The following is a 15,634-nucleotide window of genomic DNA, read 5'->3' as shown; positions in this document are numbered from 1 at the left end:
AAGCTTCAGAGAAATCTGGAGCTTTTTTTATTTAACACTATTTTCGCTTCTCTAAAGGATCATGGGATCATGCGCAAAAGTTGGGGGATTAGGCAAAAAGATTAGATAATCTGAACAAGAAGAAATCTATTTTCCTTACTCCTCTAAACTGACTTCTAAAGGCTTTTATTTTTGCATTGAAAGATTCAGCAGAAGCATTGGTACTTCTATTATCAAAGTAGTTTAAGATTGACCGGTAATTGAAAGTTATAGTATTGAGTAGAATATTGAAGTTTTTAAAACCAGATTCCTCTACATTCCTATACCAATGTGCTAGTTTAGTCATCGCAATGTGCTTGTCATTGTTGCTATTGTAGATACCTCGAAGTTGTTGGCTTAGATAATAGGCTGTTTTTATATCTGGATATAGTCCAAATAATAATTGAGCTCTTTCATTTTGATTCTCAGTCCATTTTTCGCGAGATTTATAAAGTGCATATCGACTCCTGGCTAATAGCTGTTTTACAGAGTCACCGTTAGCTAAGAGCTCCGGAATATAGGTTTGATTCTCTCTTTTGGCTTGCAATATCAATTGATTCTCAAAATCCATAGCCTCCCATCGATGTTTAATCTTAATCTCTTGTAAGGCTTCCAGTGCCAGTTTTTGGACATGAAATCTATCTGTTACCTGTGTGGCTTTAGGGAAACATCTTTTAGAGATCAATTTCATAGAATTAGCCATGTCAAGTGTTATTTCTTTGACACAGCTTCTCTTCTTGTAATCAATCTTTCTGATATGTTCTATGACTTTATCTGCCTTTGTTCCAGCAACAATGGCAACTAAGGAACCTTTTTTACCTTTGAACTTCTTGTTGGTTACAATAGTGTAAAGTTCACCCTGAGACAAAGCTACTTCGTCAATTGATAAATGGGTGCCCATATTTTCAGGGTAAACAATCCATTGATGTGCATGTTCTCGTGGAGCCCAAGCATTAAAGGAACTCAGGTGTTTTTTATATTGTCGTTGGAGTTTCTTTCCGTTGACTCCGAAGAAACCACCAATGGTGTGACAATCAGTAGCACTCTTATCTATTAATTTCTTTTAAAAAAGCCGCAAACTCTTGAGTCATGCGGGTTCCTTTAGCAACTAAATTCCAATCTCTTTTAAGAATTTCGCCTGTTGTCTTATTTGTCCAGCGACGTCTTTTTATATGTAGATATACATATTTACCTCTGAGAGGGAAATCCTGAATGGTTATCTCATCCTGAAAGCCCTTTGATACTAGTTCCAGTGTATCAAATTCTTTTGGAGGCTTGGCATTCTCTTCAAAATATAGGTGTACTATTTCTTCTGTGTTAGTAGAAGAAACCACTTCAAAGTGATCTACTAAAAAGTCAGGTAACATGAATTTTAAAAGGTCTATTGGGGGCATCTCTCATTCTTAAGATTGCAAATCTCTCAATTTATTTTGACATTTCCCCCCAGGTTTTGGGATTGATCCTCTCTAAACCCACTACAACAAAAAAACCCGTGAAGCGCAAACTAAACGGGTTTTAAATGAACTAAATTTACCAAAACAAACTTATTATTTAGAGCAACTAAAAAATTAAATTACAACTCTCAAAAGTACACTAGTCCTCAGACACCAAAGGCCTTTGAACTTCCATCGCTACATCCATCAAAACCGCCACACCTTTATCATTAATCATTGTCAGATTCAGGGTATCCAAAACCGCTAATTTTCTTGAAACCAAACCATTAAACTTATTATAGGAAATATTCATCTCTTTCAAATTGTTTAATTTTTCCAAATCAAAAGGGACTTGGCCTTCAAAATTATTTTCAAACAAACTCAAATTTTCTAACATTTTTAAGTTTGCCACATCCATACTTAATTTTCCACTTAACTTATTACTGTTTAGAAGCAAAACCTTTAATGTACTGATTTCATAAAGAGAATTTGGTATCTGGCCTTCAATTTCATTATTAAAAAGAGCCAAAGTTTCCAATTCTTGCAAATCCCCTATTTGAGCAGGTAGCTGACCTGAAAGTCTATTCATATACAACTCTAGCTTCTTCAGGCTTTTTATTTCACATAATGAAGAAGGAATAATACCCGAAAATTTATTGAAGGAAAGATCTAAAACTTTCAATTCCTTTAAATTCCCTAAAGCTGCAGGTATTCTACCCGACAAAGCATTCTTGTGCAAATTCAATTCCTGCAAACTTACTAAGTCACCCATCTCACTTGGCAAATCTCCCTCTAAATTATTATTAGCCAGATTCAGCCCAATTATCTTATCACCGCTAAGCTTAACACCATACCAAGAAGATACTGGAGCAGACAAATCCCATTTTGTTTTCCAGTTTTCCCCATGAGTAGTTTTATGCAACTTCAAGAGCACTTTTTTATCTGCAACCGAAATATCTGCCATCATTGAGATAGAGGCAAAAACCGTTAAAATAATAGTGAATAGATTTTTCATAACCCGGAATTTTATTTTGTGTAATTAAAAGTACTCACAAAACAGCTTATCAACAAAAATACTCGATGAAATACACAATTTACAATTAAAAAAAGGTATTTTTCTTACAAATAAGATTATTTATTAACAAACAAAATAATTTCTTACATTTGATTCACTAACCTTAAAACCAAATTTATGGAAATCAATTTTTTAGTCCTTTTACTTGCTGCGGTATCGACATTATTAGTAGGTTTTGTATGGTACCACCCAAAAGTATTTGGAACAATCTGGATGAAAGAGGCCGGTATGACCGAAGAAAAAATGAAAGGAAGCAACATGGCTTTCATCTTTGGAATGGCAGTATTCTATGCTTTTCTAATTGCAATGGTTCTTCAATTCCTAGTAATCCATCAATGGGGAGCAGTTAGTATGACTGGAGGCGAAGTAGCAAACGCCAAACCTTCATACGCTGCTTTTATGGCTGATTATGGTACTGTTTTCCGCACCTTTAAACATGGTATGCTTCATGGATTTATTACAGGATTATTTCTAGCACTTCCCATAATAGGAACCAATGCTCTTTTTGAGAAAAAAAGCTGGAAATACACTTTGGTAAGTGGCGGTTTTTGGATCATTTGTTTTATGCTAATGGGCGGCATAATTTGCGCTTGGAGCTAAAAACAAAAAAACCTCGACTCTTTGATTCAAGAGACGAGGTTTTGTATCTAATTTACAGTACTTTTCTTTTTAAAAAATCCTTATTATTTTAAAGCTTTATATAAAATTTCAACCGGATGTAAAGCCTTCACTCCAGTTCCATCTGCAATTTGATGACGACAACTGGTTCCGGAGGCCGAAATCAAAGTCGTTGATTCTTCGGCTCTAATAGTTGGGAACAACACCAGTTCACCAATATTCATCGAAATTTCATAATGCTCTTTTTCATACCCAAAAGATCCTGCCATTCCACAACACCCACTTGGAATATTCAAAACAGCATAATTCACAGGAAGGGAAAGAATTTTTTTCAAAGGAACCAAAGAAGACAAAGCCTTTTGAAAACAATGACCATGCATACGGATTCGCTCTACCGAATCTGTAAAGAAATCCGCATTGATATTAGCCGCTTCCATTTCATTAGCCAAAAACTCTTCAATTAAAAAAGTACGTTTGGCTATTTCCTTGGCTTTGGCTTTCAATTCGCCTCGGCACAATTCTGGATATTCATCTCTAAAAGTCAGAATTGCCGAAGGTTCAATCCCAATCAACAATGCATCTTGCGGAATGCTTTTTCCGAAATCAACTATATTCTGCTCAGCAATATCACGAGCTTGTTTGACCATTCCTTTAGACAAATACGTACGTCCGCTAATTCCCAGATTAGGAACAATAACCTCATAACCTAATTTATTTAAAAGCTTTACCGCCGTTTGTCCAATAGCTACATCATAATAATTCAAGAATTCATCATTGTATAAATAAACGGCAGGCTTATCAAAAGTCCCTTGCTGCAAATAACTTTTAAACCATTTATCAAAAGTGGTTCCGTTCATTGTTGGCAATTTTCGCTCCGTGGCAAAACCGGTCATTTTCTTGACCACAGTACCAATGAATCCTTTGGTCGAAAGATTATAAACCCAAGGAATACCCGCAAAAAACTTATTGATAACCGGAGTGTTACCTATTAATCTAGAGCGGAATTTCACCCCGTTTTTATCATGATACTGCTGTAAAGTTTCAGCTTTTAACTTGGCCATATCCACATTTGAAGGACATTCCGACTTACACCCTTTACAACTCAAACATAAATCCAACACTTCAAGCAAAGCTTCGCTGTCAAATTTATTCTCCTTATCCGAATTCGTGATCGTTTCTCGGAGCATATTAGCTCGGGCACGTGTAGTGTGTTTCTCATTGCGTGTCGCCATATAACTAGGACACATAGTTCCGCCGCTTTTCTCTGTTTTGCGACAATCACCTGAGCCATTACACATTTCAGCAGCGCGAAGAATTCCGTTCGTTTCTGTGAAATCAAAATAGGTATCCGGCATTGGCGTATCCTGTCCCGCAGTATAACGCAATGAGGTATCCATCGGCGGTGTATCTACAATTTTACCCGGATTAAAAATATTCCAAGGATCCCAAGTATGTTTTACTTCTTTGAAAATTTGGTAAATTTCATTACCTAACATGAGCGAAATAAACTCTCCTCTTAGTCGACCGTCTCCGTGTTCTCCACTTAACGAACCTTTATATTTTTTTACTAAATGTGCAATATCAGTAGCAATGGTTCTAAAAAGAGCGGTTCCTTCGGCTGTTTTTAAATCCAGAATTGGACGCAAATGAAGCTCCCCTGTAGCCGCATGAGCGTAATGCACACAATTCAAACCACGTTCTTTTAAAATCGCGTTGAAATCTTCGATAAAATCAGGTAAATCATTTACATCTACAGCCGTGTCTTCAATTACAGCCACCGCTTTAGCATCACCCGGAATATTGGACAACAATCCAAGACCAGCTTTTCGAAGTGTCCAAACCTTATTGGTATCTTCACCAAAAACTATTGGGAAATGATGACCTAAGTTTTTAGCTCTCATTTGGGCCTCCATCTTTTCGGTAATTTCCAAAATTTCTTCTTTGGAATCTCGTAAAAATTCGACTACCAAAATCGCTTTAGGATCTCCTTGAACAAAGAATCTGTTTTTACTTTGTTCGATATTTTCTTTGGTACATTCCAGAATGTAATGATCGATCAACTCGACACTGTCCGGATTGAACTGTAAAGCTTCCAAATTCGCTTTTAAGGATTCATTGATACTATCACAATGCACACAAACCAAACCCGAAAACGGTTTTAAGGCGTCGACTAAATTCAATTTAATTTCCGTTGAAAAAAACAAAGTTCCCTCAGAACCCGCAATCAACTTACAGAAATTGAATTTCTCATCGAAATCACCAAACGGTTTACTATCTGCCAATAAATCTAAGGCATAACCCGTATTACGACGTGGAATTGATTTTTTTGGATAATTTTCATCAAATAAATCTCTAGTCGTTTGGTTCGACAAAATCGCTTTTGCCTGAAGATATATTTTTTGTTCTAATTCGCTAACAACGTTTTCTCCTTTGCATTTTGCCTCAAATTCTTCATTGGTCAATGCTCCAAAAGTAACTTCATTCCCATCAGCCAAAAAACCTTTAATTTCTAACAAATGCTCTCTGGTAGAACCGTAAATCACCGAACGCGCTCCGCAGGCATTATTCCCAACCATTCCGCCTATCATACAACGGTTAGAAGTAGAGGTTTCCGGACCAAAAAATAACTGATAAGGCTTTAGGTACAAGTTTAATTCATCGCGAATTACTCCAGGCTGAACCCAAGCAGTTTTAGTCGCTTTATCAACCGAAAGTATTTGGGTGAATTTTTGTGAAATATCTACGATAATTCCGTTCCCCACCACTTGACCAGCAAGCGAGGTTCCAGCCGCACGAGGAATAACACTTGTTTTATTCACTCGGGCAAATTGAATTATTTTCTGAATATCTTCTTTGGTCGAAGGTATCGCCACAGCAAGCGGCATTTCTCGATAAGCACTGGCATCAGTGGCATAAAGCGTTCGCATAGTGTCGTCATAAAACAACTTTCCCTCTAATTGATTCGCTAAACTTTGAAGATTCATTCTGATATTTTTATTATTTAAACCAATATTCATTAATACAATATTCTGTATTTTATCGTATTAGGAATTTCTTTTAATTTCTTTTCTAATTCTGGGTTGTAAGCATTATCTATATCTGTAATTACATAACCCAATTGCTCATTGGTTTTAAGATATTGTCCCAAAATGTTACTATTCGAATCTGAAAGTATGGTATTGATTTGAGCCAGGATACCTTTTACATTTTCGTGAATATGCATAATTCGGTGGGCACTTTCAAATTCCGGCAACTGGATTTCCGGAAGGTTCACGCTTCCATAAGTTGTTCCGGTATTGATATAGTTTATGATTTTTTGAGAAACAAACTGCGCAATATCAACCTGAGCTTCTTCGGTACTTCCACCAATATGAGGCGTCAAAATTACATTTGGCATCCCACATAATTCCGAAACAAAAGGTTCATCATTACTTTTTGGCTCTTCAGGGAAAACATCGATTGCAGCTCCTTTGATTTTACCATTTTTCAAATTAACAATTAAAGCCTGAATATCGACCACATGGCCTCTTGCCAGATTCAAAAAGACAACGCCTTCTTTCATACTTTCAAAAGCATCGGCATCAATTAAATTCAGATTACTTTTTCTTCCATCAACATGTAAACTAACTACATCAGCAACCGAAAGTAATTCTTTTAAAGAAGAACACTTTTTGGCATTTCCTAAAGCTAATTTATCAACAACATCATAAAAATACACCTTCATTCCCAAGGCTTCAGCAATAACCGAAAGCTGAGATCCAATACTTCCGTACCCTACAAGTCCTAGTTTTTTCCCTCTAAGTTCCACGCTATTATTAGCCGATTTATCCCAAATTCCTTTGTGCATTTTATTGCTTTTTTCAAAAGTATCGCGAACCAGCATAATCATCTCCCCTAAGGCCAACTCTACCACAGAGCGGGTATTGCTATACGGAGCGTTAAAAACCGCTATTCCTCTGTCGCTACATTCCGGTAAGTTCACCTGATTGGTTCCGATACAAAAAGTACCAATCGCATGGAGTTTAGTTGCTTGATCCAGCACTTTTTTAGAGATTTGTGTTTTTGAACGAATCCCTAATATCGAAACATCTTTTATTTTTTCACACAATTCCTCTTCTGACAGCGATCCTTTTACAGTTTCCACATTATACCCTTCTTTGGCGAAAGCCGCAACGGCATCAGAATGTACGTTTTCTAACAACAATACATTAATTCTATTCTTTGGATACGAAACAGATGCTTTATATGATAAATCATATAGAATTTCATCCAATGAAGGTGCAATACGATCAGCATTATCAATTACTATTTGGCGACTCACATTTTCAGTAAAAGCATAAAACTTAGAAACCGCTCCACCTTGCAAAGTTTCATAATCAGTATAACCATCACCAATCATAAAAACATCACCTTCTAATTTGAGAGACTTGATCTTTAAAACTTTACCTTGATTTTCACATAACTCATCTTTTTCGTCAAAACCAATAATATTTCCATCGTGATCAAATTTAAAAGTGTTAGCCAAAACCTGCTCTGGTCTTATACCATATTCCTGAACAATAGGAATAATAATCTCTTTAAATCCGTTTGAAATGATATATATATTTTGGGCATGCATTTTAAAAAAAGCTCGGTTTCGAACCACTGACGAGGACACTTTATTTTTTAAGGTCTCAATCAAAGCTCCTAAATGATCTCTATTGGCTTGCAATAATCCTATTCGTTCTGTTAATGATTCTTTTAGAGACAATTTTCCTTCCATCCCTAAATCAGTTAGTCTCTGGATTTCTGCTAAAACCTGCTTACCGGTACTATTGTTTGCATAAATGATTTCGCATAAAACATCAAGCGCTTCCACTTGAATAAAAGTACTGTCAAAATCAAAAATAAAAGTTTCTTGTTTCTTAATCATTGTCTGTGTGTTGCTGTAGTTTTTAATAAATTTCAATCTATTGAAACGCAAATTATTTTGTTTCATAATACAAAGAAAACCAATGTATATCAAAAAAGCCCTCTTAATTTGACAAGAGAGCTTAATTTTATTAATTTAACAATGAAACCCCCTAATTAATTCATACTTTGCAACTTTACATCGGTACTTTCGAAAATTTTGTCTGCAGAGGCAGCCACAAATCCTTGATACAATTCTCCATTTTGCATTGGGTAACGAAGTGCAAACTCATAATAGCAAGAAGGAATGTGTTTTACACCCTCATCAAAAGTAACTTCATACAAATCAGCCAAAGTACTGGATTGTTCCAATAATTGCTCTGGAGTCCCTTTAATTTCCCCACCAGAAGCATTCATTTTCCAGTTATTTTCTTTCAAATAAGCATTCAATTCTTCTAAATTCTGAAAACCAGTCAAAGCATTCACATTGATCGTAAAATGATTGGCTCTAAAGCCATACACATACATCCAAGCAGCATACTCCGATTCTTCTAATAACGAAGTATAAGTTTCATACGAATTTGCACTCCAAACTGCACCACTTAAAACCAAATCTTCTTTTTCAAAAACACTTTGATCGCAACTGTCCAATAAGTTTTTAACCGAATTTTGAAGACTTTCGGAACATTTTTCTAATTCTAACTCTGATATAAAAATCCTTGGTGCTTTAGAATCAGTCTCATGCTCATAATGTTTGGCATACAATTTTTTAGACTCAAAAAAATATTCTCCTTTGGCTACATAACCCGCTTTTACAAAGGGTTTTTCTAAAACACTAATATTCACACGCACATCATTATAGGTTCTAATGGCGATATGGTCATTCTCAATTGTTTCGCCATTTTGCTCCAGCAAGGCGTGTATTCTTTTAGCAGAAGGAGTGATGTTTTTATATTGCTCCCATAACTTTGACAATAATAGATCTTTATTCATAACGCTAATATTAATTAGTAAATATGACACAAATCTAGCTTGTATGTAATTATATTTACACTATATACTCTAAATTTTAAATTTTATGACATTATAACACTTAGTATGTGTAAATTTGACACAAAATCAATCCTAGTTTCACTGATTTATGGTCAAAATTATTTTTAATGATTTTCAAAGGCTCTTTTTAGGCCATCAAAACATACTTTTAATCTTAATAATTAATGCATCATTAAGTCAAAAAATTTAATCTCCATCAAAAAAATCATGAATAAAAACAGCCACAACGAAAATATTGATTTCATCAACCAACAAATCATCGCAATGCTAAGTACTGATGGTCGCATTGCCTATTCAGAAATTGCAAAAGAATTAAAAATCTCGAATTCATTAGTGCATCAACGCGTTCGAAAATTACAAGAAGCCGGAATTATAAGTGGTTTTTCGGTTATGCTAAATGCCAAAGAAATAGGCTACGAAACCATTACTTATACAGGAGTTACAACCAAAGAAGCGCGTTTTGCCTATTCGATTGCCGAAAAACTAAAAGAAATCCCTGAAGTGGTGGAATGTCATTTTGTTTCTGGAAAATATGCTCTGTTTCTAAAAATCGTCGCTGCCAATAACGAAGAATTCAGAAAAGTTCTTTACGAAAAAATACACAATATTGAAGGCGTAGGCGGCACTGATTCCTTCATCTCCTTTGGATCAGCATTCCAGAAAAATGTTACTTTACTGTAAAATACTGATTACATTATTTTTTCTATGGCTTTCGCCAAATCAAAATCCCTATCGGTCAATCCGTTAGCATCATGAGTCGATAATCGAATATCTACTCTATTATACACATTGAACAGCTCAGGATGATGATTGTGCTTCTCTGCCAAAACCCCAACTTGAACTATAAAACCCAAAGCCTGATTAAAATTTTTGAAAACAAATTTCTTCTCGATCCCATTATTGTTAAATCTCCAATCGGCTAAATCTTTCAAAAAAGGCTGTGCTGAATTCTCGTTATAAGTGTCCATCTTTTTTTTGATTAAAATTAGTTAAAAATATCCTTAATTGCTTTCTCATTTAACTTTATATACTACTTTAGACAAACATAAATAGTTTTTCAATTGAGCCCTGATTTTTCCTTCAAAATTTATTCTTCTGTCCAAAATTTACCATTCAATTGGGATTCCTTGGCCAATGAAAACATTTTTCTTACTAAGGATTATCTGACAGTACTAGAAATTTCTGCACCAAAAAACATAAGCTGCCACTTCATCGGTTTATTTATGGGTGATGAACTAGTAGGCATTGCAACATCTCAATTCATCAATTTAAGCGAGATCAGCTCTTTTGGCGAGCGCGATCATTGTATAAAAACACATATTAGAAATTTTGTTTTTAAAAATTTCAGTTCTAAAGTTTTAATCCTTGGCAACAATATGCTAACGGGACAGAATGGTTATTGCTTCAGCCCAAAACTTCCCATTAAGGAAGGATTAATTCTATTGAAAAATGCAGCCGATGAACTAAAGCATATTTTCATCAAAAAAGGAACTAATGTACATCTCACTATTTTTAAAGATTACTTAGAATCAGACATAGAGCATTTCAAAATTCCTGAGTACCAATCTTTTTTTCAGTTTTCTACCCAGCCCAATATGGTTTTCAAAATAAGGGATTCTTGGCAAGTATTTGATGACTATGTGGGCAGTAAAAGCAAGAAGTACCGCGACCAATACAAAAGAGCAAGAAAAAAAGGCGAAGGGATTTCGAAAAGAAAATTATCGCTTGAAGAAATCAAAATTCACAATAAACGGATATACGAACTATACATGAATGTGGCTAAAAATGCACCGTTCAATACTTTTTATTTACCCGAAAATCATTTCGAAATTTTCAAAAAATCACTAAAAGACAAATTCCTTTTTTACGGTTATTTTATCGAAGAAAAACTAATCGGTTTCAACACTTTGATAAAAAACGGCAATGACTTTGACACCTATTTTCTGGGATATGACGATCAATTTCAACGAGAAAAAATGCTCTATCTAAACATGCTTTATGACATGATTGGCTACTCCATAAAAAAAAGGCACAAACAGATCATCTTTGCCAGAACTGCATTAGAAATCAAAAGCTCTGTGGGTGCCCAACCCATAGAAATGTTTGGACTGATGAAACACAGTAATCCCTTTATCAATTTATTTGTTTCTAAAACTTTCCGTTATTTTGAACCAAAAATGGAATGGCAGGAACGCAATCCTTTTAAATAATTGCTAAATTCAAGCAATTGCTACTTTTAACTTATGAGGTGAAATACTTACTTGGAGCTCATTTACAGCGCCACAATATTCTCCATCAATCTGAAAACTCACCGGAACATTCGTTTTAATCGTTGCCTGATCTGTAGAAATAATTTCAACATCCTGAAGATCAACAGGCATATTGCCAGTGATAATTTTACCAAAAACCTTCAAATCTAAATTTTTTAGAATTATTAATTCGAATTTCCCATCGTTCATTACTCCCACGGGATTAATCACAACGCCGGTGCCATATTTTTTTGCGTTTGCAATAACAATCATCCTTACCAGACATTCCACGACTTGATTATTGGCTGTAATTGTAGCTAAAAACAATTCATCAACATCAATCAAAGTAGTAAAAGCTTGCAAAACATAGCCCCATTTTCCATGTATAGAGCTTTTTTCATAGTTTTTTATAAGTTTTGCATTCAGTCCCAAATCACTTAGATGCAAACTTTTTTGTTGGTTAATGATTACAACATCCATTTCGGCATAATTATCCCCAAAAGCAATTTTTAGATTTTCCTCCAATGTTTTGACTAAATTCAACTCGGCCGCTAGTCCATTTGAGGATCCGGCGGGTAAAATCCCTAAAATCACATCTTGGTTTTCTACAGCTTCAACAACCATCTTTAAGGTTCCATCACCACCAGCAACAATAATTCTTTTGGGAGTAAATCGTTCATTCAAACGTCGTATCTTAGAAATATCATCTTCACCCGATGTTTCATAAAGCACAAAATTAAGATTCTCTCCAGCAGCAAAAAGAGCCGTCTCCTTAATATATTCCGATTTATCGAGACCGCCCGAAACAGGATTTACAATCATTAACACATTATTTCTCAAGGCTTTATTTCTTTTATTCCTTAAAAATAATTAATTTTAAGAACACTTCGAAAGTTATTCCATAATATGAAGCCTATTTTAAAATTATATCGCGGTTATGCCAATGAGCAAGAACTAATTGTGATGGGTCATGTATTTAAACCTACTAAAAGAGAAGACTACGATTTTCTTTCTAAAAACTTTAAAAATGCTACTTCGACGATCAATATGTTCCGGATCAAAACCCAAGCTAACGCCGATGTTTACCTAAAACACAACAATCAAAAAATTCATACCAAAACTCTTGTTGACGGCTATTTTAAGTTTTGTATTCCTTTAAATCAAGATAATTACGGCTGGATTGATTATGAAGTTAGCATCATTTATCAAAACAAAACTATAACGACCAAAGAAAGTTACATTCGTCCCGAAGTGGGGAATTTAGGTATCATATCTGATATTGATGATACGTTTTTGGTTTCCTACACTTTAAATCCTGTAAAAAAAATGTATCATTTGTTGTTCAGAAATGTTGCTTCGCGTCAAATTTTTGAAGATGTGGTGACACATTATCAAGCTTTAAGTTCGGCCGGGAGAAGTAATCAAGAAGAAGAAAACGCTTTTTTTTATGTTTCTAGCAGTGAATGGAATCTCTATCGATTTATTGTAAAATTTACTGAAATTCATCAGTTACCCAAAGCCGTTTTATTATTGAAAGACATCAAAACCAGCCTGACTAACTTTTTTTGGACTGGCAGAGGCGGCCACAATCATAAATTTGAAAAGATAAAACACATCTTAGAATTTTATCCTAATTTAAAATATGTCTTAATTGGTGACGACTCTCAGCACGATCCTTTTTTATACGAAGCAATAAGTAAAATTTTTCCATTGACCGTAAAAGCTATATATATTCGGCAAACTGGTAAACGTAAAAAAGAAAAGGTACTCCTAGCCTTAAACAATCTAGAGACATTGAATGTAGCTGTTTGTTATTTTAAAAATAGCACCGAAGCCATAGCCCATTCAAAATCCATTGGGCTAATTTCATAAAAAAAAGAGTCCATGTAGGAACTCTTTTTTTATATTTCAATAAATACCGAAGTTAAAATAACTACAAATTATCAATTTCTTCCTGAACAATTTCCCAGTCTGAAAGTAGCTTATCTAATTCAGCTTTCTTTTTATTGTAAGCCGTAAAAAACTTGGCATCTTCAATATGTTTGTCATAATTAGAAGCCAACATTTTATCATCGTTTTGGATGTCTTTCTCCAATTGCTTGATTTGACTTTCCACTTTACTCAAACGATTCTGTAATGCTTTGCCTTTCTTTTGCTCTTCATAAGAAGCTTTGTTGCTTTCTTTGGGAGCTGCCGCCTTTACAGCATCTTTTTTCTCAACTTCACGCATGTTTTCAAGATTGCGCTGTTCCAAGAAATAATTAATATCCCCTAAATATTCTTTGATTTTTTGATCTTTGAATTCGTAAACGATATTCGACATCCCTTGCAAGAAATCCCTATCGTGAGAAACCAATAATAGTGTACCTCCAAATTTTTGAAGTGCTGCTTTCAATACATTCTTAGATTTAATATCCAAGTGATTGGTAGGCTCATCCATCAACAAAACATTGATAGGCTGCAACAACAATTTACACAATGCTAAACGGTTTCTTTCTCCTCCTGAAAGGACTTTTACCTTTTTTTCGACATCGTCGCCACGAAACAAAAATGATCCCAGCATGTCACGTACTTTGGAACGATTTGTATCCATAGCCGCATCTTCCATGGTTTGAAGTAAGGTGATTTCACCATCGAGATATTCAGCCTGATTTTGGGCAAAATAACCCAGCTGAACATTATGTCCTAATTTTATATTTCCTTGATATTCGAATTCGTTAACGATGGCTTTAATAAAAGTTGATTTCCCCTGACCGTTTTGTCCCACGAAAGCAATTTTACTACCGCGTTCCACTAATAGATCTATGTCTTTCAGAATCACTTTATCGCCATAAGCCTTGGTAACATTCTCGGCTTCTATTACCACTCTACCTGGCTCTTTAGATACCGGAAAAGAAATATTCATCACCGAATTATCGTCTTCATCGACTTCAATTCGCTCTACTTTATCTAATTTTTTAATCAATGATTGCGCCATCGAAGCCTTGGAAGCCTTGGCACGGAATTTCTCAATTAACTTCTCTGTTTCCTCTATTTTCTTGGCCTGATTCTTTTGGGTGGCCAATTGTTTCTCACGAATTTCATGACGCAATTCTAAATATTGAGAATAAGGTTTATTGAAATCGTATGCTTTACCAAGAGAAATCTCAATAGTTCTATTGGTCACATTATCCAAAAACATTTTATCGTGCGATACGATGACAACAACTCCCGGATAATTTCGAAGAAAACTCTCCAGCCAGATGATACTTTCGATATCCAAGTGATTCGTAGGCTCATCCAGCAATAAAACATCATTGGCCTGCAATAAAAGCTTGGCTAACTCGATACGCATTCTCCATCCTCCAGAGAAAGTTTCGGTTTGATTATTAAAAACCTCTCTTTTGAAACCTAAACCAAGTAGAATTTTTTCAGTATCTCCTACATAATTATAACCGCCCAATAATTCAAAACGATGAGTATAATCAGACAGGTCTTCAATAATCTGACTGTATTCTTCGCTTTCATAATCAGTACGGGTGACCAATAAATGATTAATTTCTTCTAACTTTTTCTCTACAACTTTTATTTCAGTAAAAGCTTCATAGGCTTCTTCAAGTACAGTTCTTCCCTGTTCAAAATCAATATCCTGACGTAAAAACCCCATTCGAAGGTCTTTTTCTTGAGAAATAACTCCCGAATCAGGAGCAAAATCTCTGGCCAACATTTTAAGCATAGTTGATTTTCCGGCTCCGTTTTTTCCAACAAGACCTACACGGTCTCCAGCACCCAATCGAAAGGTCACTTCTTCAAATAAATAAGAGCCACCAAACGAAACCGATAAATTATGTATATTAAGCATGTATTGTTATTTTATTTCTTTTTGAATGTGTAAATTTACAACTCCAAAAAAGGAAAAATTAATTTTTTTGCAAATGTTAAAAAAAGGATCCAAACTATATAGTATTTTAACAGGAACTTGTCCTAAATGTCAGAATGAGAGTATGTATTTAGATAAAAATCCATTTCATTTAATGAATACTTTAAAAATGCATGAAAATTGCAGTCACTGTGGTTTAAAATACCAAATTGAACCTTCTTTCTTTTATGGCGCCATGTATGTCAGTTATGGACTGAATGTAGCACTTGGTATAGCTGCTTTTATTATTTCCTATGTGATCTTAAATTCCTCTTTAAAAACGGCTTTTATTGCAATCATTGCATCCCTGGTTATTTTATATCCTTATGTACTTCGTGGATCACGAAATATTTATATCAATATGTTTGTTTCTTACGATCCAAACTTTAAGAAATAATTA

At 34.8% G+C, this 15,634-nt stretch carries 14 protein-coding genes; 5 read left to right on the top strand and 9 right to left on the bottom strand.

Annotated features, from left to right (window positions below):
* Positions 1-88: 88 nt before the first annotated feature.
* From LNP19_RS07125 to LNP19_RS07115, 3 genes are all read right to left on the bottom strand, one after another.
* Complete coding sequence (locus LNP19_RS07125) at positions 89-1,042, bottom strand: ISAon1 family transposase (protein ID WP_428979049.1); 954 nt, start codon at positions 1,040-1,042, stop codon at positions 89-91.
* Between the two features lie 22 nt (positions 1,043-1,064).
* Positions 1,065-1,385, bottom strand: coding sequence for an ISAon1 family transposase N-terminal region protein (locus tag LNP19_RS07120; protein WP_230061469.1), 321 nt, complete (start codon positions 1,383-1,385; stop codon positions 1,065-1,067).
* Positions 1,386-1,611: 226 nt separating this feature from the next.
* On the bottom strand, positions 1,612-2,466 hold the full coding sequence (locus LNP19_RS07115; RefSeq protein ID WP_230064080.1) for a leucine-rich repeat domain-containing protein: 855 nt from the start codon (positions 2,464-2,466) through the stop codon (positions 1,612-1,614).
* Positions 2,467-2,643: 177 nt separating this feature from the next.
* Between LNP19_RS07115 and LNP19_RS07110 the strand changes: the two genes are divergently transcribed.
* Positions 2,644-3,126, top strand: a complete 483-nt coding sequence (locus LNP19_RS07110) for a DUF1761 domain-containing protein (RefSeq protein ID WP_230064079.1) — start codon at positions 2,644-2,646, stop codon at positions 3,124-3,126.
* Positions 3,127-3,209: 83 nt separating this feature from the next.
* Here the strand turns inward: LNP19_RS07110 and LNP19_RS07105 are convergent, their stop codons facing one another.
* From LNP19_RS07105 to LNP19_RS07095, 3 genes are all read right to left on the bottom strand, one after another.
* Positions 3,210-6,128 carry an FAD-binding and (Fe-S)-binding domain-containing protein gene (locus LNP19_RS07105; protein ID WP_230064078.1) on the bottom strand — a complete coding sequence of 973 codons (2,919 nt, stop codon included), beginning with the start codon at positions 6,126-6,128 and terminating at the stop codon, positions 3,210-3,212.
* 32 nt (positions 6,129-6,160) lie between these two features.
* Positions 6,161-8,056 (bottom strand): phosphoglycerate dehydrogenase, encoded by a 1,896-nt coding sequence (gene serA / locus LNP19_RS07100; RefSeq protein ID WP_230064077.1) that lies wholly within the window; start codon positions 8,054-8,056, stop codon positions 6,161-6,163.
* 155 nt (positions 8,057-8,211) lie between these two features.
* The gene (locus tag LNP19_RS07095; protein ID WP_230064076.1) at positions 8,212-9,027 is read right to left on the bottom strand and encodes a DUF1338 domain-containing protein; all 816 of its coding nucleotides are present in this window, start codon (positions 9,025-9,027) and stop codon (positions 8,212-8,214) included.
* Between the two features lie 267 nt (positions 9,028-9,294).
* Between LNP19_RS07095 and LNP19_RS07090 the strand changes: the two genes are divergently transcribed.
* Positions 9,295-9,768, top strand: coding sequence for an Lrp/AsnC family transcriptional regulator (locus tag LNP19_RS07090; RefSeq protein ID WP_230064075.1), 474 nt, complete (start codon positions 9,295-9,297; stop codon positions 9,766-9,768).
* An 8-nt stretch (positions 9,769-9,776) separates the two neighbouring features.
* Here LNP19_RS07090 and LNP19_RS07085 read toward each other — a convergent pair whose 3' ends face one another.
* Positions 9,777-10,055 carry a 4a-hydroxytetrahydrobiopterin dehydratase gene (locus LNP19_RS07085; protein ID WP_230064074.1) on the bottom strand — a complete coding sequence of 93 codons (279 nt, stop codon included), beginning with the start codon at positions 10,053-10,055 and terminating at the stop codon, positions 9,777-9,779.
* Between the two features lie 93 nt (positions 10,056-10,148).
* On the opposite strand from LNP19_RS07085, the gene LNP19_RS07080 reads away from it, so the two are divergent.
* Positions 10,149-11,297: an 8-amino-7-oxononanoate synthase gene (locus LNP19_RS07080; protein WP_230064073.1), complete on the top strand. Its 1,149-nt coding sequence runs from the start codon at positions 10,149-10,151 to the stop codon at positions 11,295-11,297.
* A gap of 9 nt (positions 11,298-11,306) precedes the next feature.
* On the opposite strand, the gene LNP19_RS07075 is transcribed toward LNP19_RS07080, so the two are convergent.
* Positions 11,307-12,176, bottom strand: a complete 870-nt coding sequence (locus LNP19_RS07075; protein WP_230064072.1) for a diacylglycerol/lipid kinase family protein — start codon at positions 12,174-12,176, stop codon at positions 11,307-11,309.
* Positions 12,177-12,242: 66 nt separating this feature from the next.
* On the opposite strand from LNP19_RS07075, the gene LNP19_RS07070 reads away from it, so the two are divergent.
* Positions 12,243-13,208, top strand: coding sequence for an App1 family protein phosphatidate phosphatase (locus LNP19_RS07070; RefSeq protein WP_230064071.1), 966 nt, complete (start codon positions 12,243-12,245; stop codon positions 13,206-13,208).
* Between the two features lie 61 nt (positions 13,209-13,269).
* On the opposite strand, the gene abc-f is transcribed toward LNP19_RS07070, so the two are convergent.
* Positions 13,270-15,177, bottom strand: coding sequence for a ribosomal protection-like ABC-F family protein (abc-f, locus tag LNP19_RS07065; RefSeq protein WP_230064070.1), 1,908 nt, complete (start codon positions 15,175-15,177; stop codon positions 13,270-13,272).
* A 73-nt stretch (positions 15,178-15,250) separates the two neighbouring features.
* Here abc-f and LNP19_RS07060 point away from each other — a divergent pair, with 73 nt between their 5' ends.
* Positions 15,251-15,631 (top strand): DUF983 domain-containing protein, encoded by a 381-nt coding sequence (locus LNP19_RS07060; protein ID WP_072942830.1) that lies wholly within the window; start codon positions 15,251-15,253, stop codon positions 15,629-15,631.
* The last annotated feature ends 3 nt before the right edge of the window (positions 15,632-15,634 follow it).

Source organism: Flavobacterium acetivorans, assembly GCF_020911885.1.
GTDB classification, from domain to species: domain Bacteria; phylum Bacteroidota; class Bacteroidia; order Flavobacteriales; family Flavobacteriaceae; genus Flavobacterium; species Flavobacterium acetivorans.
The sequence above is the reverse complement of the archived record's forward strand: the minus strand, read 5'-3'. Positions and strand labels throughout refer to the sequence as shown.